Below are 19,174 nucleotides of genomic sequence, written 5' to 3' on the forward strand. Positions count from 1 at the left end.
ATCTTATCGCCTTTCTCCGGAATTTCGGGATGGCGTGTTGTTAATCGGTAGGGAGAATACATGCGAACCCTGTGGCGATTTATTGCCGGATTTTTTAAATGGACATGGCGATTACTCAATTTCGTCCGTGAATTTGTGCTTAACCTGTTCTTCATCTTCTTGGTGCTGGTGGGCGTGGGCATCTGGATGCAGGTCAGCAGCAGCAATACCAGTGAACACGCTGAGCGAGGCGCACTGCTGCTGGATATCTCGGGGGTGATTGTCGATAAGCCTTCGAGCACCAGTCGCTTAAGCGTTATTGGTCGTCAGCTGTTTGGCGCCAGTTCCGATCGTCTGCAGGAAAACTCCCTGTTCGATATCGTGAATACTATTCGCCAGGCAAAAGATGATCGCAACATCACCGGCATTGTGATGGATCTGAAAAATTTTGCCGGGGCCGACCAGCCTTCCATGCAGTATATCGGTAAAGCGCTGCGGGAATTCCGCGACAGCGGCAAACCGGTCTTTGCCGTGGGCGATAACTTCAGCCAGGGGCAGTACTACCTCGCCAGTTTCGCCAATAAAATTTATCTCTCTCCGCAGGGTTCCGTTGATCTGCACGGCTTTGCCACCAACGGTTTGTACTACAAGTCCCTGCTCGACAAGCTGAAAGTTTCCACGCACGTGTTCCGTGTCGGGACTTATAAGTCTGCAGTAGAACCGTTCATTCGTGATGATATGTCTCCTGCCGCGCGCGAGGCCGACAGCCGCTGGATCGGCGAGCTGTGGCAGAACTATCTCGACACGGTCGCTGCCAACCGCCAGATCCCTGCTCAGCAGGTGTTCCCGGGCGCACAGGCCATGCTGGACGGTTTGACAAAAGTCGATGGTGATACCGCGAAATATGCGCTCGACAACAAACTGGTGGATGCACTGGCCTCCAGCGCCGAAGTCGAAAAAATGCTGACCAAACAGTTTGGCTGGAGCAAAGCGGATAAAAATTATCGCGCCGTCAGCTATTACGATTACTCGCTGAAAACGCCAGCGGATACTGGGGACAGCATTGGCGTCGTCTTCGCGAATGGCGCAATTATGGACGGTGAAGAAACCCCTGGGAATGTGGGCGGTGACACGACTGCCGCGCAGATCCGCGAAGCGCGTCTTGATCCGAAAGTGAAAGCAATTGTGCTGCGCGTGAACAGCCCTGGCGGCAGCGTCAGCGCTTCCGAAGTCATTCGCGCTGAGCTGGCTGCGGCAAAAGCGGCAGGCAAGCCGGTTGTCGTGTCCATGGGGGGCATGGCGGCATCCGGCGGGTACTGGATCTCCACCCCAGCAAGCTACATTGTGGCGAACCCCAGCACGCTGACCGGTTCAATCGGGATCTTTGGTGTGATCAACACTGTGGAAAACAGTCTGGATTCCATTGGTGTACACACCGACGGCGTGGCGACATCCCCACTGGCGGATATCTCCATCACCAAAGCGTTACCACCTGAAGTGCAGCAAATGATGCAACTGAGCATCGAGAACGGCTATAAGCGCTTTATCACGCTGGTCGCCGATGCGCGTAAGACAACACCTGAGCAGATTGACAAAATCGCGCAGGGCCACGTCTGGACCGGCCAGGATGCGAAAGCCAACGGTCTGGTAGACAGTCTGGGTGATTTTGATGACGCCGTGGCGAAAGCGGCTGAGCTGGCCAAACTGAAGCAATGGCACATTGAGTATTATCAGGACGAACCGACATTCGTTGATATGGTGATGGATAGCATGTCCGGTTCCGTTCGTGCCATGCTGCCTGAAGCTATCCAGGCGATGCTCCCGGCGCCGCTCGCTTCTGCGGCGAGTACGGTTAAAGCGGAGAGCGATAAGCTGGCCGCGTTTAACGATCCGCAAAACCGCTATGCGTTTTGCCTGACCTGCGCCAACGTTCGCTAATCTGCCAATGCTGCCCCAAGTCGGGGCAGCATTTTTTATGCATTCTGATGTCGCGTACTGCGACAATCTCCAGGCGTACAGCCAAACTCCCGACTAAACAAACGAATAAAGTGCGCACAGTCGCTAAATCCCAGACGCAGCGCAATCTCCGTGACGCTCTCTCCAGAATTCATTAGCAGCCAGTGGGCATAACGCAAACGCGCACGTCGGATAAACTCTCCCGGCGATTGGGCGAACTCGGCGTTAAACAACCGGGTAAGCTGTCGCGGGCTCAGGTTGACTTCAGCGGCCAGCCAACGGGTCGAAATGGGCTTTACCAGTCCTTGCTCAATTAAAAAGACCGCTTTGCGTAACCGACTGTCGCTCACGTGGGTAAAACCTATCGCTCTGGAGACCGCCACTGACGTGCTGTCTATGCGGTTGGGGACGGACATCTGGAAGATGGCTTTTGTCGCCCTGTCGGGACCACAGTGGCGGCGAATAAGCTCTGTTGCCAGCCCTATCGTCGAAATGCCCCCCGGACATGTCAGAATCCCTTTTTCCTCAACAAAATCGACCCCGCTACGGGCAGCCAGCTGAGGAAATTGCGTTTTAAAATCATTCAGATGCCAGGGATGAATCGCCGCCATCAGCCCATTGAGGAAACCTTCTTGCGCCAGAACAAAGCTGCCCGTGCAGATACCTACCAGCGGAATGTTGAGCTGATGCGCAAGATGCAGGTAACGTCGCGCGGCCCGATCGGCTTTCGCCATACTGCGCAGCAAGCCGCCAATCACCACCACATAATCAAATTGTTCCGGTGCAACGAATGCGCTATCCGGCATCATCGCCATTCCTGAACTGCTTAGAACAGGTCGGTCTGGTGTAGCGCTCATCAGACGCCAGGAGCAGCGAATTTTCTGGCTATCATCCCCCATATCCGCCGCATGACGTAACGCATCGGTTAACCCCGCCAGCGCCAGCAGAGGAAATTCCGGCCACAGAAGAATGCCGACATTCAACTGTGGTCTGCGCGGTGTCTCTGTCTGACTCGCATCGATAGCCGTAATGATGTCTCCATCCGCCCACTCGCCTGTCTGAAAAATTCTCAGGTCTTTCTTCACTTCAGGCTCCATGCGTATTGTCATTAGGACGAAACATGATAACGGCAATCGCTATATCCAAAAAGCAAGGCTGCTACTGTAGGGCCGAGGGTGCAAAACCACACTGAACAAACGGGACAAGGCACTGAACATAAATGACATATTGATCGGATGGCAGGTATGCGTCATTTGCACTGTATTTTTTCAGGGGGGACTTTATACTGCGCCTGTTTATGCACAACTTAACCTGTGACGCCCATGCAAAAGAAATCGATTTACGTTGCCTATACCGGCGGTACCATTGGTATGCAGCGCTCAGAACAGGGTTATATTCCTGTTTCCGGTCATCTCCAGCGTCAGCTGGCACTAATGCCTGAATTCCACCGCCCAGAGATGCCAGACTTCACCATCCACGAATACGTCCCGCTGATGGATTCCTCAGACATGACGCCAGAAGACTGGCAGCATATTGCTGAAGACATTAAAGCGCACTACGACGATTACGATGGTTTTGTCATTCTGCACGGCACTGACACCATGGCGTTTACGGCTTCGGCGCTCTCATTTATGCTGGAGAATCTGGGCAAGCCAGTCATTGTGACAGGGTCACAAATCCCATTAGCAGAGCTACGTTCTGACGGACAAATCAATTTGCTGAATGCGTTGTACGTTGCAGCAAATTATCCGATCAATGAAGTGACCCTGTTTTTCAACAACCGACTGTTTCGCGGTAACCGGACCACTAAAGCGCATGCTGATGGTTTTGACGCGTTTGCCTCACCCAACCTTGCACCACTGCTGGAAGCCGGGATCCACATTCGTCGGCTGGGAACACCGCCCGCACCTCACGGCACAGGTGAGTTGATTGTCCATCCTATCACTCCGCAACCGATTGGCGTGGTCACTATTTATCCTGGGATCTCCGCTGATGTAGTACGCAACTTCCTGCGCCAGCCGGTAAAAGCATTAATTTTGCGCTCCTACGGCGTGGGCAATGCGCCGCAGAATAAAGAGTTCCTGAAAGAACTTGAAGATGCGAGCTCGCGTGGCATTGTGGTGGTGAACCTTACGCAGTGTATGTCCGGCAAGGTGAACATGGGGGGCTACGCGACAGGGAATGCGCTGGCGCATGCTGGCGTGATTGGCGGCGCGGATATGACCGTCGAAGCCACTCTCACCAAACTGCACTATTTGCTGAGTCAGGGACTGGATACGCAGACAATTCGTGAAGCAATGACGCAAAATCTGCGTGGTGAGCTCACGCCTGACGATTAAAGGAGTCTATGCCCATGGCCCGAGCCTTACTGTTGGTCGATTTACAAAATGACTTTTGTGCCGGTGGTGCCCTCGCGGTCCCACAAGGTGACAGCACGATCGATATCGCCAACCGCCTGATTGACTGGTGTGCCATACGCGGCGACACGGTCGTTGCCAGTCTGGACTGGCACCCGGAGAATCACGGTAGTTTTGCCAGCCAGCATCAGGTCGAGCCCTACAGCCTGGGACAACTCGATGGCCTGGCGCAGACGTTCTGGCCCGATCATTGCGTACAAAACAGCGAAGGTGCTGCCCTGCATCCGCTGCTGAACCAGCGTGCGATAACTCAAACGTTCACTAAAGGTGAGAACCCGCTGGTCGACAGCTACAGTGCTTTTTTTGATAACGGTCGTCGTCAGGCAACCGCGCTGAATGCATGGCTACTCGAACACCGCATTGCCGAGCTCATCATCATGGGTCTGGCTACCGACTATTGCGTTAAATTCACCGTTCTGGATGCGCTCGATCTTGGCTACACCGTCAGCGTTATAACCGACGGCTGCCGTGGCGTTAATATTCAACCCCAGGACAGTGCAAACGCCTTTATGGAAATGGCGGCTGCGGGCGCAACGCTGTATACGTTGGACGACTGGCTGGAAACCCAGTCGTAAGCGATGCCGACAGGGTCACTCCTGTCGGCGCGTTATCTCAGGCCAGCGCTGAAATCTCTTCCAGCGATACTTTGCGTGTTTCGATGCCAAAACAAAAAAGAATCAGCGCGCATAGCACCAACATTACTCCTAGCACGATAAAGACCGTAACCGAGCCATAGCGGGTCAACAAAATAGCGACGCCATAAGGCGTAAACACAGCGACAATCCTCCCCACCGCATTCACAAAACCCGATCCTCTCAATCTAAGATGCGTGGGCCATAGTTCCGGGACATAAACTGCAGAGGCAAAGCAGACATACATATACAGAAAAAAAATCATCACCAGCCCGTAGCTCAGAATTGCCCACTCTTCAGTTTGAAGCGAATAGAAATACCCAAGCAAGGCGATAATAATCAACAAGAATGAGCCAAACAATCGCCGAGGAAAGCGATCGATAATTAACGCGGCAATAAATATCCCAACCGGCGCGCCAATCATAATTATCGCGGTCATAAATATGGATTTCGTTACATCGATTCCCGAATTAACAAATATCGTCGGGATCCATACCGTAATGGTATAGAGCGAAATATTCATTGCAATAAGCACCGTGATCGCCACCAGCGTACAGCGCAACATTGGCCCCTTAAACAAGAGCCAAAATGAACCACTTATCGTGCTTAAATCCGCCGACGAGCATTCGTTCCGGCAGGATGGTAAAGTGATGTTTTTTTCTTTCTCAATTTGCGATTCCACCTGCATAAGATGTTTTTCAGCTTCGCTTCTCTGCCCTTTGCCAGCCAGCCAACGCGGGGATTCAATATAGTATTTTCCCGACAGATACCAAGCCAACAGCATTGCCATGCCGCCGAGCAGAAACATCACCCGCCAGCTTAAAAGTGCAATAATCACGACGCCAATTGCCGCAGATAGCATTGGTGCCCAGTTGCCGACAAATGACAGACGGGCAGACCATTTCCCACGAACCGCGGGTGGAATGAATTCTGTAAATGAGGCATAGCCCACCATAATTAGCGCCCCCATTCCTATCCCCATCAGACAGCGGAAGAAAATAAGCCAGTACATGTTGGGCACAAACGTTGCAGCGCAGGCTGAGACCCCGACGATTAACAAATTGACGCGGAACGCTTTGCGTCGACCGAGATAATCACCAATAAAGCCACCGGCTAGCGAACCGATAAAGTAACCGAACATCAGCGCTGAAGTAAACGCGGCATTGAGATAATTGTTTGACCAGCCTGTGCTGACTAGTTTTGCTAATACCACATTCCCGGAATAGCTGAGAAAACCAGTTATTAACAAACTAACACTAATAATTCCAAAAATACGAAAATGAAATCGAGATAAAGGTAAGCGATCTAATCTTGCGCCGATAGGGTCACATTGTTCCATCTGGATGCCTCAAATTCAGCTAAATAGAAAGTATGGCGATCGCGGCAGAAAAATTTTGCCGCGCCATCCATCATCATTAGATTCTTATGGCATTTACCCGGTGCAAACTTAAAATAATATCGACACAACCCTCGTTATAGCTAATAAACGAGTTGAATATTATTCTCTTTGCAAAATGCAATCCACTCTGCACCCGGTGCCTTATTGGTTATTAGGTAATTAATATGGCTAAAGTCCACGAGCTGAACGAAAGCTTTACGGTCAAACTTTGAGTGATCAACTAACAGGGCCACCTCAGTCGCCTGGCGGATCATGGTTTTTTTGATTTCCGCTTCCGCTTCATTAGAATCAAGCGCCCCACTCTGCATATCCAAACCTTTGCAGCTCATCACCATGATATCAACATGATAACGGCTGATAATCTCCTTGGTGATTCTTCCCTGCAGCGACAGCGTATTCTTATTCAACTCACCGCCGGTAGAAACCACGTTAATTTCTGACTGCGCCAACTCATGAAATGCTTCAGCCGAATTGGTAAGCAACGTCAGATCGTTTCTTTCCTTCAACAGCTTTAATAATTCCATCGCGGTACTGCTGGAGTCGGCAGCCATTGTGGTCTTATTTTTAATAAACGGTAATGCATTACGGGCAATAATCTGCTTTTCTTCGAAGAAAGATTTTGCACGCTTATAAAAATGAATATTGTCGGACAACGCGGTGGTATTGAGCACTGCACCGCCATATGTTCGGGTCAAAAAACCTTCATCTTCCAGTTTTTCAAGATCGCGGCGAATCGTTTCCTCAGTCACCTGAAAGATTGAACTTAAATTAGATACCGCCACTTTCTTATCGTTAGCCACCATTTGCTTAATGGCTTGAATCCTGTCTTTTGCCGCCACGATGACACCTCTGTTTCCTGCAAAGTAATAATAAGACCCTAGTATCTCACAGGCTATGTTTATTTTCAAAAGAACATGTCTGAATCACAGATTTCAATACTTTTTTACGCAGAAACAGAGGTCAATTCTATCCGACTTAATTTATATCCAACGCTTCCGCCATTCGCCTCATCAATAATGAATCATCATCTGTCAGGGGAATGGTTAACGCCTCGACGTTCTCGCGAACCTGTTCAGGTGCGGTTGCACCACTCAGTAAGGTGATCAAATCGCTTTGCTTTAAAATCCACGCCAGAGCTAATGCGGGGATTGTGCAGCGGTATTTTTCACACAGTGGCTGCCACTGCTCTAGCATATCAATCACCCGCAGCATATTTTCCCGCTGAAACCAAACCTTGTTAGCCCGTGCGCCGCCAGGAACATAATCTCGGGCGATAGTACCAGTCAACAACCCCTGCTCAAGCGGTGAATATACCTGCACGATGATGCCATTCTGCTGGCATAGCGGCAGCAGATCAGCTTCCAGCGCCCGGTCAAGAATGCTGTACTTGGCCTGGATGATATCCAGCTCACCGTGTTTGAGATACTCCCTTATATGCCCGGCATCGACGTTCGCCGCACCAATCGAACGGATTTTTCCCTCTTTTTTCAGTGTGTTCAGCGTGTCTACGGTTTCCGCAATCGGCGTAAAACAGGGTTCAACCGACTGCCAGTGGGTCATATAAATATCAATACTGTCGATACCCAATCTTTGCAGGCTGGCATCAACCTCCTCACGAATCGACTCAGGCGTGAGGTTTTTATACAGCTGGCGATCGCCCACTTTGTTAAACAGGCTGCCTGTTCGCTCCCAGACGATGCCGCATTTGGTTTCAACCACTACCTCGCTGCGCGGTAACTTTTTCAGCGCCTGACCGACTATCACTTCACTGTTGCCAAAGTTGTATCCTGGTGCGGTATCAATCAGATTAATACCGCAGCGATGCGCCTCAACAATGGTATCAATACAAATCTGCAAATCGAGATCGCCATTCCATGCCGGACCGCCGCCAATGGCCCATGTACCTAATCCCATGCGGGAAAGCGTAATATCCGTACTGCCTAAAGGAATCATTTTCATCTGCCGCTATTACCCTTCGTATTCGTCAAGAAGTTGTTCAACCAGCTTTCTGTTCTTCACACCCGTTGTCGCACCCACGCTCAGTACCGATATTGCCGCCGTTGCATTAGCAAACAGCGCGCAGTCGCGAAGCGGCTTACCTTCAAGCAGCGCGGAGATAAATCCTGAAGCAAAGTTATCCCCCGCGCCGATGGTGTCGATGGCGGTAATCCCCGACACGGCCGGGACTACCATTTTCATATCGACACGTTTGATAAAGCAGCCTCTTTTACCGGTCTTAATCACGACGGTTTTCACACCACAGTTCAGGAAACTGTCGGCAATCTCATCCAGCGTATCTTTCCCGGTGAGCAGTTTTGCCTCTTCAAAATTGGGAAACAGATAATCCACGTAGCTCAGCGCTTCACGGATGTCGTCCAGCGTTTCGTTAAGCCGTGGCTTAATCATGTCGGCGCAGATAATTAATCCATGCACTTTGGCCTGAGTGAAAATATCCGTTAACGCCTGGCCATCAAGCAGCGGACTATTAAAAATACTCGCCAGCGACAGCAGCTTTGCCTGCGAGAATCGGTCAAAATCAACATCGTTTATATTCAGTTTCCATAAACTGCCGTTACGGTTAGTCACAAAGGTGCGTTCACCATCAGCGGTGACTAAACCCACGTTAATGGAAGTATCAATATCAACATCCTGCTTCAGGCTTTTAATATCAATATTCTCCCGATGGCAGTGGTCGACAATAAAATAACCGGCTGCATCATTACCTATCCGACTCATTAACGCCGTGCGATGGCCAAGGCGAGAAATAATCGTCGCCTCATTAATAGCGTCACCTCCCGTGGTCATTGCTATTCGTTCTAATGGATAAGAGTCAACATCAAAGATATTTTTACTCACTGGTTGCAAGGGAATATCAACAATTGCCGCCCCTATACAAATAACCTCGATATTATCCATATTGTCATTCCGCTTTACCGTCAGAGCCAAACAGTTTGATTTTCTCCAGCGCGCGCTCTTTTACCGCTTTGCGAACTTCACGCTCAACGTGCAGGAACGGCTGGTTCTGGTTCTCCTGCACCGCCGCCATTGCCGCCTGGCACAGTTCGGTATGAATATTGATTTTCGAAATACCTAATGAAATGGCTTTTTTGATATCCGCATCGCTAATGCCGGACGCGCCGTGCAGCACCAGCGGAACGGATACCGCCTCGCGCACGCGTTTGACCACATCGAAATTCAGTTTCGGTTCAGAGGTATAAACGCCGTGCTGGTTACCAATCGCCACCGCCAGAGAATCGCAGCCGGTACGCTCGACAAATTCCGCCGCCTGGCTCGGGTCAGTATAGTGATAGCCCGCCAGCGCTTCTTCATAAACCGTTTCATTCCCCACGTGGCCCAGCTCCGCCTCAACCGGAATACCCAACGGATGGAAGAAGTCCACCGCCTCTTTAGTCAGGCGAATATTCTCTTCGAAATCAAAAGCGGAGGCGTCGCGCATCAGTGAATTCATGCCGTGAGTCCAGGCGTTATGGATAATTTCCATACTGCGCCCGTGGTCCCAATGGGTAATAACCGGCACTGAGGCTTTTTTCGCCATCGAAACCATCATATGCGAAAAATCTTCAAACGATGTATTACCCACAAAACCGGTGCCGAATGAAATAATTACCGGCGATTTAGACTCTTCCGCCGCATCCATCACCCCCATTAACATTTCCGCATTCCACACGTTAAAGTGGGCAATCGCATAATGTTTATTCTGGGCATCATTTTCCCAATATTTAATATCTGCCAGCATAGTTGTTTCTCCCTTTTCAATAAATTAATGGTTAACTTTAATAACGCCTTTGATAATTTCGCGTTTGTTGTTGACTGACTCATCAAACGCGCGCTGAACATCTTCATAATCATAAATATGCGTCACCATCGACTTGACATCGAAACGCCCGGAGGAAATGGCTTCAATAGTGACCGGATAGCGGTTGGCGTAGCGGAAAACGGTCTGAATGGAGACTTCGCGGTTAATTTTGAGGAAATTAATCGCCGAATCACCGGGAACTGTCCCAACGATCATGATTTTCCCACCGCGCATCACCAGGTACGGAGCCTGCTTAACGGTGATCGCCGAGCCGGCAGTTTCAAAAACAATGTCAGCCCCCATATCGCCGGAGAACTGCTGACAGCGGGCAACGGTGTCCTCTTTCGCCCCGTTGATCACAGTCGTCGCGCCAAGCTGCTCGGCCATGGCCAGACGCTTTTCCAGGACATCAACAACGGCGATGTCGGTAGCACCCAAACATTTACAGGCTTGCAGGGTCATTAAACCAATACAGCCCGCCCCCAAAATGACGATTTTCTTGCCCGGTTTAACGTCCGCCAGCATTGCGGCATGCATCCCTACCGCCGCAGGCTCTACCAGCGCGCCTTCCATGGTGTCCATGTTATCGGGCAACTTGTAAGTGAAGCTCTCCGGATGGCACAGATAGTGGGTTAGCGCGCCGCGATAATTAGGCTGCGTGGCCATAAAGTCGACATCAGGACAGATGTTGTATTTGCCCTCCAGACAGTAGCGGCAGTGACCGCACGGCACGCCGGGTTCAATGTTCACCCGGTCGCCCGGTTTAAATTTACTGACGCGATTTCCTACCGCCACCACCGTACCGGCACATTCATGTCCGAGGCCAATTTCCTGGTTCGGGTCTTTTGGCGGAATAAAGGGACCTGATTCGAAACCGTGAACATCTGAACCGCAAATACCTACGTATTCAATTTTGATCAGTACTTCATGCTCTTTGGGTACCGGGATATCGGCGGCAATAATTTTCATCGTGCCCGGCGTTTTTAATATCGCTTTTGAATTTTTCATTTTATTTCCCATCAATATTATTTGCTGGTAACTGCATCAATACCGAGACTTTCGACAGAGACGCCTTTGGTTTCAATTCCGATGGTAGCAATGGCGACAGCGACAATAATGGAGACCGCACCCAGCAGTACAAATACACCCGTCACTCCATAACCGTTAAGCAATACCGCGACCGCATAAGGCGCGGCGATACCGCTGATACGCCCTACCGCATTCGCCAGACCAGAACCGCGAAGTTTCGCTTCGGTCGGCCATATTTCCGGAACATAGACTGCCGAGGCGTAGCAAACGTACATATAGACAAAAGTAATCAGGAAGAAACCTATTAGCGTAATCAGTAGCATGCTGGTTTGCAGTGAATAGATATATCCCAGCACGGCAATTAACACTAATAATCCCACACCCGTTGTCTTCCTGGGAATTTTATCCATTACCAGCATGGCTATAAAAATCCCAAACGGCGCGCCGAACATACTCATGGTATTTAAGACAATGGAGTCTTTCAGATTAATTCCCTGAGTCATAAATATTGTCGGTAGCCAATTAATTAAGGTGTACTGGACGACGTTCATGGCAATCAGGACAAAGGAACCTAAAATAACGCGCTTCAGTAACACACCCGTTAATAAGGCCGAGTAAGGAACCGTGCGCGGGGCTTTGCCGTCATCTTCAAATACCACAGGCGGCAGTGGCTTGCCGGTCTGCTGAACAACCCCTTCTTCAATGGCCCGCATCACCTTTTCAGCTTCGGCGTAGCGTCCGCGGGATTCCAGCCAACGAGGCGACTCCGGGAAACTACGCCAGGCAATAACGGTCGCCACCAGCGACAGTACGGCCGGGATCAGCAACTGCACGCGCCAGTTCCATTCGGCGCTGATCAACGGCGTCAATCCCATCGCGATCAGCGAACAGAGCGGATAAGACCAGTTACCGATAAACGAGACCCGGCTTGACCAGGTGCCGCGATTCCTGCCTGGCATATATTCGGTGAACCCGGCAAACAGAGTCACCAGCAGCGCGCCTAATCCAACTCCCATTACAAAACGGCAGGCGATCAGGAAAGTCATATTGGGTGAAAACGCGCCAACGATCATAGAAATAATATGAATCGCTTCATATAAAATAAATGCGTTTTTACGTCCGGTTTTATCGCCGATAATTCCCCCACCGAGCGCGCCGAGAAACATTCCCGCTGTCGTAATGGCTGAAAACGTGGCGGTGGTGGAATTATCGGTCCAACCAAGCTCTTTTAACTGCGCGAGAATTAATCCGCCAACGGCATTACTCCAACAAACCAGTAATCCAAAGGCAACCATCGCAAACATCGATGTGTGCCAACGGCAGTCAGGTAGCCTGTCCAGCCTTGCGCCGCAGTGCGGTTTTGCTATTTGTTCCATGCGATAACGTCCTTTTAATAAACATGTTATTCATCAAAGTCGTAAGTCATGATGACTTTAATCGCGGTTTTATCGACCATGGCGTCAAAACCTTCGCGCCATTGCGACAGGCCGATACGGTGAGTGATCATCGGTTTAACGTTGATTGCACCGCTGGCCAGCAGGCGTATGGCGTTGCGCCAGGATGTGGAATCGTAGGCCATATGGCCAATGATGCTTTTATTCCACGCGGTGATGTCGTTGATGGAGAAATCGAGAGGTTTAAAGCCCATACCGACGCGAACGACTTCACCATTCGGGCGCAGCATTTCGATTGATTGTTTAAGGGCGATATTCGCACCAGAGCATTCGATGACCAGCCCCAAATTGTCTTTACCGCAAATTTCCTGGCAGCGTGCAACCACATCTTCGGTCGAACCGTTAACGACAGCTGTCGCGCCCAGCTCTTTGGCGATCGGGAAGCGTACGGCAACATCCTCTTCCAGCCCGACCATCACAATATTAACGGCCCCCATAATGCGCGCCATTTGAACAGAAAAGAGTCCTAACGGACCGGTACCAAAGACCACCACATCCTGGCCTGGAAGAAATTTGGATTGCTGAGCGATAGATTTGTAGGCATTGCAGATAGGATCCAGTACAGCCGCCTCTTCATAATCTACCCCTGCCGGGATTTCCCACAGAGCATGGCGGTGAATTTTGAGGATTTCCCCAGGGACCAGACAATATTTAGAAAACCCACCGCCCCAGGTATTGTTGTCCAGACCTAAATTCACCTTTTCTGTACAACAAAGAAAATCGCCCTGTTCACAGGCCGGACAAACGCCGCAAACGTGCCCGCTGTTGTCAGACACAACTCGCTGTCCCACCTTCCAGTCCTTAACCTTGTCGCCAACCTGCACAATTTGACCCGCAAATTCATGACCACGAATCGAATTAAACTGCTCGGATCCACTGTCGACATTGTAGTGTTTCATGTCAGCGCCGCAGATAGCAGCAGCCTTAATTTCAATCACAACGTCATCCGGACCACATACCGGTTCCGGAACATCAATCATCTTGTAGCCGCCAAAGGCCTTGCCAAATCTCGCCAGTGCTTTCATGGAATTTTCCTTTGTGTTTAGTTTTGCATCAGTGACCATCATACTTATCCATATAATTTTTGAGGTCAACATCAAATCTTTAAAACACAGATTTTGATCTGTATTTCACAACCAAGATCACAAATAAATGCAAAGATGAACTGAAACCCAGGTGAACGTGGCTGCCGCTTCGCTAAAATGGCGTGAACCCCTTCGCATTTTTCCTGTTATGAAACTGTTAACCTGCGGGTGCTGTTTTTTTCGCCACGCCATTTCCGTGGCGTGTTTGCTTGTTTAAATGTCAAAGAGGAACACCGATGAAACTATTGCCTTTGTTGGCAGCATTACCCCTGCTCTGCGCCAGCGTTGTTTCCGCCAGTTCACTGATGTCAGTTGGCTACTTTAATGGTGGTGGCGACGTCACTGCCGGTCCCGGTGGCGACATCAATAAACTGGATGTTCGCCAGATAACCCATCTCAACTATTCGTTTGGCCTTGTCTACAACAACGAAAAAGACGAGACCAATGACGCCTTAAAAGACGCCAGCAAACTGCATCAGATTTGGCTTTCACAGAAAGTGCAGGATGATTTGCTGAAAATTCCACAGCTGCGTAAACAAAATCCAAACCTAAAAGTTTTGCTTTCCGTCGGCGGTTGGGGAGCGCGTGGATTCTCTGGCGCGGCAGCAACGAAGGAAACACGCGCAGTGTTTATTCAGTCTGCGCAGGAGATAATTGCGAAATATGGTCTGGATGGCATCGATCTCGACTGGGAATATCCGGTTAACGGCGCCTGGGGACTGGTTGAAAGTCAACCGGCTGACCGCGCTAACTTCACCGCGCTGCTAACAGAACTGCGCGCCGCATTGGGGCATAAAAAACTGCTGACCATCGCCGTGGGCGCGAATGCGGAAAGTCCGAAAAGCTGGGTGGATGTAAAAGCCATTGCCCCATCGCTCGACTACATCAACCTGATGACCTATGACATGGCTTACGGCACCCAGTATTTCAACTCGAACCTGTATGATTCGACGCAATGGTCGACGGTCGCCGCAGCGGATAAGTACAGCGCCGATTTTGTGGTCAATAACTATCTCGCCGCCGGTCTGAAACCGAGTCAAATGAATCTGGGCATTGGCTTTTATGGACGGGTACCAAAACGCGCCGTTGAGCCAGGTATTGACTGGAGCAAACCTGACGCGCAGAAAAACCCGGCTACCCAGCCCTATTTCGAGTCAGCTCAAATTGAGTTGTTCAAATCACTGGGCGTCGACCTGAGCAAAGACACCTACGTGAAGTACAACGATATCGTGGCGAAGTTGATCAACGATCCGCAAAAACGCTTTAGCCAACATTGGGATGATGAAGCGAAAGTGCCGTGGCTGTCGGTACAATCTGCGGATGGAAAAAAACTCTTTGCCCTCTCCTATGAAAACCCGCGTTCGGTGGCGATCAAAGCCGACTACATCAAAAGCAAAGGGTTGGCAGGCGCTATGTTCTGGGAGTATGGCGCAGATGACAATAATCAGTTGGCGAAGCAGTTAGCCGATTCGTTAGGCATCAAACACTGATCCCAACGCCTGACACAATAGGTTATGATTAGCGCATTCCGCTGCGCCAGCTTTTGGCGCAGCTCTTCATTTCTACTGGAGGCATGCGCTTTTATGGCTTTTATCCCTAAAAATTACGCCCGTCTGGAAGTCGGTTACCGGGAAAAGGCGCTTAAACTCTTTCCCTGGGTCTGCGGACGCTGTTCCCGTGAGTTCGTGTATTCAAATTTGCGCGAGTTGACGGTACACCATATCGATCACGATCACTCGAATAACCCGGAAGATGGTAGCAACTGGGAAATGTTGTGCCTGTACTGCCACGATCACGAGCATTCCAAATATACGGAAGCGGACCAGTATGGTTCAACGGTGGTTGCAGGAGAAGATGCGCAAAAGGCCGTAGGCGAAGCGAAATACAACCCGTTCGCCGATCTGAAGGCGATGATGAACAAGAAATAACATCAACTGCAGGCCCGACACAGATATTTGCCGGGCCTGGGTAATCAGGATTTAAACGTCGCAATCGGTTCTGGCGTAATACCAAACTCAACCTTCAACTGCTGCTTGCTCTTCATCACCATCTCACCGTTGGTATCAATCGTCATATGCTGCGCGTCAATATTGTTTCGCGCCTGCCATAACATCACCAGCTGTAAGCTATTCTCTTTTTGTTCTGCCGTTAGCGCTACGCCATCCGGCCATTTTCCGAGTTCAACGGCAGTCGATAAGCGCTGATAAACTTCCGGCGTCATGCTGTTGATCATCTCATCAAGATTCATGTTAAATCCACTCTCCGTAGAATAATTTGCTGAATCGTTTCTTCAACCCTTGGTTTGCTCACCGTTTTCACCATCGGTGAAGTTCAAAGACGCTGAGTTAACGCAGTACCGTTCACCGGTAGGTTTCGGGCCATCCGGGAAGACGTGTCCCAGGTGTGCATCACAGTTTCCGCAGCGGATTTCAATGCGCTGCATGCCGTGTGACGTATCTTTTATGTAACGGATAGCCTCATCGCTGACAGGCTCGTAAAAGCTGGGCCAACCGCAGCCAGAGTCATATTTTGTCTCGGAACGAAATAGCGGATTATCGCAGATCAAACAGTGGTAGATGCCGTCACGTTTGTTATGTAGCAAACGTCCGGTAAATGGCGGTTCTGTCCCGTGATTCTGCGTCACATAGAACTGCATTTCGGTTAAATTTTTTTTCAGTTCTTCTGGAGAAGGTTGATTAGCCATTTGCTCACATCTCGCTTTATCTAAACTCACATCGCGAGACAGATTCTAACAAAACATTAACACCGGAGTGCGAACTTTTGTTCTAAACTTGATCCTTGCGAAATGGCAGCCTGTAATTCGTGATCAGAATCACGTTTTTATCTTGATTGCCCTTTAAAATTCGGGCCGCCGACCCCATGTGGTTTCAAGCCCAAAGGAAGAGTGAGGCGAGTCAGTTGCGCAAAGCTTAGGCAGCAGATTGATTTGTCGCAATGATTGACACGATTCCGCTTGACGCTGCGTAAGGTTTTTGTAATTTTACAGGCAACCTTTTATTCACTAACAAATAGCTGGTGGAATATATGACTATCAAAGTAGGTATCAACGGTTTTGGCCGTATCGGTCGCATTGTTTTCCGTGCTGCTCAAGAACGCTCTGACATCGAGATCGTTGCAATCAACGACCTGTTAGACGCTGACTACATGGCTTACATGCTGAAATATGACTCCACTCACGGCCGTTTCAACGGTACCGTTGAAGTGAAAGACGGTCATCTGATCGTAAACGGTAAAAAAATCCGTGTTACCGCTGAACGTGATCCGGCTAACCTGAAATGGGACGAAGTTGGTGTTGACGTAGTAGCTGAAGCTACTGGCCTGTTCCTGACAGATGAAACCGCTCGTAAGCACATCACTGCTGGCGCGAAAAAAGTGGTTCTGACTGGTCCGTCCAAAGATAACACTCCGATGTTTGTTAAAGGCGCTAACTTTGACAAATACGAAGGTCAGGACATCGTTTCTAACGCTTCCTGCACCACTAACTGCCTGGCTCCGCTGGCTAAAGTTATCAACGACAACTTCGGCATCATCGAAGGTCTGATGACTACTGTTCACGCGACCACCGCTACTCAGAAAACCGTTGATGGCCCGTCTCACAAAGACTGGCGCGGCGGCCGCGGCGCATCCCAGAACATCATCCCGTCCTCTACCGGTGCAGCTAAAGCTGTAGGTAAAGTACTGCCAGAACTGAACGGCAAACTGACTGGTATGGCGTTCCGCGTTCCTACCCCGAACGTATCCGTTGTTGACCTGACCGTTCGTCTGGAAAAAGCTGCTTCTTACGAAGAAATTAAGAAAGCAATCAAAACTGCTTCCGAAGGCCCGATGAAAGGCGTTCTGGGTTACACCGAAGACGACGTAGTATCTACCGATTTCAACGGTGAAGTTTGCACTTCCGTGTTCGATGCTAAAGCTGGTATCGCACTGAACGACAACTTCGTGAAACTGGTATCCTGGTACGACAACGAAACCGGCTACTCCAACAAAGTTCTGGACCTGATTGCTCACATCTCCAAATAAGTTGAGATGAAACAGTAATCTGTAAGAGCGACTCAGGTCGCTCTTTTTTTTGCCTGAAGAAAGGATTGCGTAATGATTAATAAAATTTTTGCACTTCCGGTAATCGAACAAATTACCCCTGTCCTCTCCCGCCGTCAGCTTGATGAGCTTGAGGTTCTTGTTGTCGATCACCCACAGGTTAAAGCTTCTTTCGCACTGCAGGGCGCACATCTTCTTTCCTGGAAACCAAATGGTGAAGAGGAAGTCCTGTGGTTAAGTAATAATACCCCGTTTAAAACCGGCGTAGCGCTGCGTGGCGGCGTACCAATTTGCTGGCCGTGGTTTGGTCCGGCTGCTACGAAGGGCCTGCCTTCGCATGGTTTTGCCCGCAACCTGCCATGGACGCTGAAAGCGCACAACGAAGACGACAATGGCGTGGTGCTGACGTTTGAACTGCAGAGTAACGCTGAAACGCGTCAGCTATGGCCGCACGAGTTCTGCCTGCTGGCCCGCTTCAAAGTGGGAGTCACCTGTGAAATGGAGCTGGAAGCTCATGGTGAGTTTGAAACCACCTCGGCACTGCATACCTATTTCAACGTTGGTGATATTGCGGCAGTGAAAGTCAGTGGTCTTGGCGATCGCCTGATCGATAAAGTGAATGATGCTAAAGAAGATGTGCTGGCTGATGGTATCCAGACCTTCCCGGACCGCACCGATCGCGTTTATCTGAATCCGGAAGCGTGCAGCGTGATTCATGATGATGCGTTGAATCGCAATATAGATGTTGTCCACCACCACCATCTGAATGTCGTGGGCTGGAATCCTGGCCCGGCGCTGTCCGTCAGCATGGGCGACATGCCGGATGATGGCTACAAAACGTTTGTTTGTGTAGAAACGGCTTACGCGACCGCTCCGCAGAAAACCACAGAAGAAAAACCATCTCGCCTCGCGCAAACTATTCGTGTAGCTAAACGCTAACACAGCTCTGCGCACCATGCCGGATGCGGCTAACGCCTTATCCGGCCTACAAACTACACGCAGCCGCAGGTCTGATAAGCACAGCGCCATCAGGCAGTTACACGTCCCCATGCCGGATGCGGCTAACGCCTTATCCGGCCTACAAACTACATGCAGCCGTAGGCCTGATTAGCGCTGCGCCATCAGACAGCTTTACGCACCGTGCCGGATGCGGCTAACGCCTTATCCGGCCTACAAACTACATATAGCCGTAGGCCTGATAAGTGCAGCGCCATCAGACCGCTCTGCGCAACGTGCCGGATGCGGCTAACGCCTTATCCGGCCTACAAACTACATACAGCCGTAGACCTGATAAGCGCTGCACCATCAGGCAGTTCCGCGCACCATGCCGGATGCGGCTAATGCCTT

Annotated in this window: 18 protein-coding genes; 7 read left to right on the top strand and 11 right to left on the bottom strand. The window is 50.3% G+C overall.

The window, feature by feature from the left end; genetic code table 11:
- Positions 1-60: 60 nt before the first annotated feature.
- Positions 61-1,917 carry a signal peptide peptidase SppA gene (gene sppA, locus OGY04_RS07715; RefSeq protein ID WP_008784539.1) on the top strand — a complete coding sequence of 619 codons (1,857 nt, stop codon included), beginning with the start codon at positions 61-63 and terminating at the stop codon, positions 1,915-1,917.
- 35 nt (positions 1,918-1,952) lie between these two features.
- Here sppA and OGY04_RS07720 read toward each other — a convergent pair whose 3' ends face one another.
- A complete protein-coding gene (locus OGY04_RS07720) occupies positions 1,953-3,020 on the bottom strand; it encodes a GlxA family transcriptional regulator (protein ID WP_286574056.1) in 1,068 nt (355 codons plus the stop codon).
- Positions 3,021-3,257: 237 nt separating this feature from the next.
- Between OGY04_RS07720 and ansA the strand changes: the two genes are divergently transcribed.
- Together ansA and pncA are read left to right on the top strand one after the other, a co-directional pair.
- Complete coding sequence (gene ansA, locus OGY04_RS07725) at positions 3,258-4,274, top strand: asparaginase (RefSeq protein WP_003832492.1); 1,017 nt, start codon at positions 3,258-3,260, stop codon at positions 4,272-4,274.
- Between the two features lie 14 nt (positions 4,275-4,288).
- Positions 4,289-4,927: a bifunctional nicotinamidase/pyrazinamidase gene (gene pncA / locus OGY04_RS07730; protein WP_502872409.1), complete on the top strand. Its 639-nt coding sequence runs from the start codon at positions 4,289-4,291 to the stop codon at positions 4,925-4,927.
- 37 nt (positions 4,928-4,964) lie between these two features.
- Here pncA and OGY04_RS07735 read toward each other — a convergent pair whose 3' ends face one another.
- The 8 genes from OGY04_RS07735 to OGY04_RS07770 all read right to left on the bottom strand — a co-directional run bounded on the left by OGY04_RS07735 (position 4,965) and on the right by OGY04_RS07770 (position 13,708).
- Positions 4,965-6,323 carry an MFS transporter gene (locus OGY04_RS07735; RefSeq protein WP_286585076.1) on the bottom strand — a complete coding sequence of 453 codons (1,359 nt, stop codon included), beginning with the start codon at positions 6,321-6,323 and terminating at the stop codon, positions 4,965-4,967.
- Positions 6,324-6,463: 140 nt separating this feature from the next.
- Positions 6,464-7,222, bottom strand: a complete 759-nt coding sequence (locus OGY04_RS07740; RefSeq protein ID WP_032943120.1) for a DeoR/GlpR family DNA-binding transcription regulator — start codon at positions 7,220-7,222, stop codon at positions 6,464-6,466.
- A 136-nt stretch (positions 7,223-7,358) separates the two neighbouring features.
- Positions 7,359-8,342, bottom strand: coding sequence for an NADH-dependent methylglyoxal reductase (gene ydjG, locus OGY04_RS07745; RefSeq protein ID WP_032943118.1), 984 nt, complete (start codon positions 8,340-8,342; stop codon positions 7,359-7,361).
- Positions 8,343-8,351: 9 nt separating this feature from the next.
- Positions 8,352-9,299, bottom strand: a complete 948-nt coding sequence (locus OGY04_RS07750; RefSeq protein WP_057068373.1) for a sugar kinase — start codon at positions 9,297-9,299, stop codon at positions 8,352-8,354.
- Positions 9,300-9,303: 4 nt separating this feature from the next.
- Entirely contained in the window at positions 9,304-10,140 is an 837-nt protein-coding gene (locus OGY04_RS07755; protein WP_003832486.1) for a ketose-bisphosphate aldolase, read from the bottom strand.
- Positions 10,141-10,164: 24 nt separating this feature from the next.
- Entirely contained in the window at positions 10,165-11,208 is a 1,044-nt protein-coding gene (locus OGY04_RS07760) for an NAD(P)-dependent alcohol dehydrogenase (protein WP_003832485.1), read from the bottom strand.
- Between the two features lie 17 nt (positions 11,209-11,225).
- Entirely contained in the window at positions 11,226-12,605 is a 1,380-nt protein-coding gene (locus OGY04_RS07765) for an MFS transporter (RefSeq protein ID WP_060682322.1), read from the bottom strand.
- A 26-nt stretch (positions 12,606-12,631) separates the two neighbouring features.
- Positions 12,632-13,708, bottom strand: coding sequence for a zinc-binding dehydrogenase (locus tag OGY04_RS07770; RefSeq protein WP_003832481.1), 1,077 nt, complete (start codon positions 13,706-13,708; stop codon positions 12,632-12,634).
- A gap of 296 nt (positions 13,709-14,004) precedes the next feature.
- Between OGY04_RS07770 and chiD the strand changes: the two genes are divergently transcribed.
- Entirely contained in the window at positions 14,005-15,258 is a 1,254-nt protein-coding gene (chiD, locus tag OGY04_RS07775; RefSeq protein ID WP_286585077.1) for a chitinase ChiD, read from the top strand.
- A 93-nt stretch (positions 15,259-15,351) separates the two neighbouring features.
- Positions 15,352-15,696 (top strand): HNH nuclease YajD, encoded by a 345-nt coding sequence (yajD, locus tag OGY04_RS07780; RefSeq protein WP_003832478.1) that lies wholly within the window; start codon positions 15,352-15,354, stop codon positions 15,694-15,696.
- Positions 15,697-15,740: 44 nt separating this feature from the next.
- On the opposite strand, the gene OGY04_RS07785 is transcribed toward yajD, so the two are convergent.
- Both OGY04_RS07785 and msrB read right to left on the bottom strand, forming a co-directional pair.
- The gene (locus OGY04_RS07785; RefSeq protein ID WP_003030693.1) at positions 15,741-16,016 is read right to left on the bottom strand and encodes a YeaC family protein; all 276 of its coding nucleotides are present in this window, start codon (positions 16,014-16,016) and stop codon (positions 15,741-15,743) included.
- A 42-nt stretch (positions 16,017-16,058) separates the two neighbouring features.
- Positions 16,059-16,472, bottom strand: a complete 414-nt coding sequence (msrB, locus tag OGY04_RS07790; protein WP_003832475.1) for a peptide-methionine (R)-S-oxide reductase MsrB — start codon at positions 16,470-16,472, stop codon at positions 16,059-16,061.
- 341 nt (positions 16,473-16,813) lie between these two features.
- On the opposite strand from msrB, the gene gapA reads away from it, so the two are divergent.
- Both gapA and OGY04_RS07800 read left to right on the top strand, forming a co-directional pair.
- A complete protein-coding gene (gapA, locus tag OGY04_RS07795) occupies positions 16,814-17,809 on the top strand; it encodes a glyceraldehyde-3-phosphate dehydrogenase (RefSeq protein ID WP_286585078.1) in 996 nt (331 codons plus the stop codon).
- A gap of 72 nt (positions 17,810-17,881) precedes the next feature.
- Positions 17,882-18,766, top strand: a complete 885-nt coding sequence (locus tag OGY04_RS07800; RefSeq protein ID WP_286585079.1) for a D-hexose-6-phosphate mutarotase — start codon at positions 17,882-17,884, stop codon at positions 18,764-18,766.
- The last annotated feature ends 408 nt before the right edge of the window (positions 18,767-19,174 follow it).

Origin of the sequence: Citrobacter sp. Cpo091 (genome assembly GCF_030332645.1) — a bacterium.
Taxonomy (GTDB): Bacteria; Pseudomonadota; Gammaproteobacteria; order Enterobacterales; family Enterobacteriaceae; genus Citrobacter; species Citrobacter portucalensis.

What these genes read in the sequence shown, in the direction of transcription:
- sppA (WP_008784539.1), top strand. Translation starts at nt 61, where the DNA reads ATGCGAACCCTGTGGCGATTTATTGCCGGATTTTTTAAATGGACATGG.
- ansA (WP_003832492.1), top strand. Translation starts at nt 3,258, where the DNA reads ATGCAAAAGAAATCGATTTACGTTGCCTATACCGGCGGTACCATTGGT.
- pncA (WP_502872409.1), top strand. Translation starts at nt 4,289, where the DNA reads ATGGCCCGAGCCTTACTGTTGGTCGATTTACAAAATGACTTTTGTGCC.
- OGY04_RS07735 (WP_286585076.1), bottom strand. Translation starts at nt 6,323, where the DNA reads ATGGAACAATGTGACCCTATCGGCGCAAGATTAGATCGCTTACCTTTA.
- ydjG (WP_032943118.1), bottom strand. Translation starts at nt 8,342, where the DNA reads ATGAAAATGATTCCTTTAGGCAGTACGGATATTACGCTTTCCCGCATG.
- OGY04_RS07750 (WP_057068373.1), bottom strand. Translation starts at nt 9,299, where the DNA reads ATGGATAATATCGAGGTTATTTGTATAGGGGCGGCAATTGTTGATATT.
- OGY04_RS07755 (WP_003832486.1), bottom strand. Translation starts at nt 10,140, where the DNA reads ATGCTGGCAGATATTAAATATTGGGAAAATGATGCCCAGAATAAACAT.
- OGY04_RS07760 (WP_003832485.1), bottom strand. Translation starts at nt 11,208, where the DNA reads ATGAAAAATTCAAAAGCGATATTAAAAACGCCGGGCACGATGAAAATT.
- OGY04_RS07765 (WP_060682322.1), bottom strand. Translation starts at nt 12,605, where the DNA reads ATGGAACAAATAGCAAAACCGCACTGCGGCGCAAGGCTGGACAGGCTA.
- OGY04_RS07770 (WP_003832481.1), bottom strand. Translation starts at nt 13,708, where the DNA reads ATGAAAGCACTGGCGAGATTTGGCAAGGCCTTTGGCGGCTACAAGATG.
- chiD (WP_286585077.1), top strand. Translation starts at nt 14,005, where the DNA reads ATGAAACTATTGCCTTTGTTGGCAGCATTACCCCTGCTCTGCGCCAGC.
- yajD (WP_003832478.1), top strand. Translation starts at nt 15,352, where the DNA reads ATGGCTTTTATCCCTAAAAATTACGCCCGTCTGGAAGTCGGTTACCGG.
- OGY04_RS07785 (WP_003030693.1), bottom strand. Translation starts at nt 16,016, where the DNA reads ATGAATCTTGATGAGATGATCAACAGCATGACGCCGGAAGTTTATCAG.
- msrB (WP_003832475.1), bottom strand. Translation starts at nt 16,472, where the DNA reads ATGGCTAATCAACCTTCTCCAGAAGAACTGAAAAAAAATTTAACCGAA.
- gapA (WP_286585078.1), top strand. Translation starts at nt 16,814, where the DNA reads ATGACTATCAAAGTAGGTATCAACGGTTTTGGCCGTATCGGTCGCATT.
- OGY04_RS07800 (WP_286585079.1), top strand. Translation starts at nt 17,882, where the DNA reads ATGATTAATAAAATTTTTGCACTTCCGGTAATCGAACAAATTACCCCT.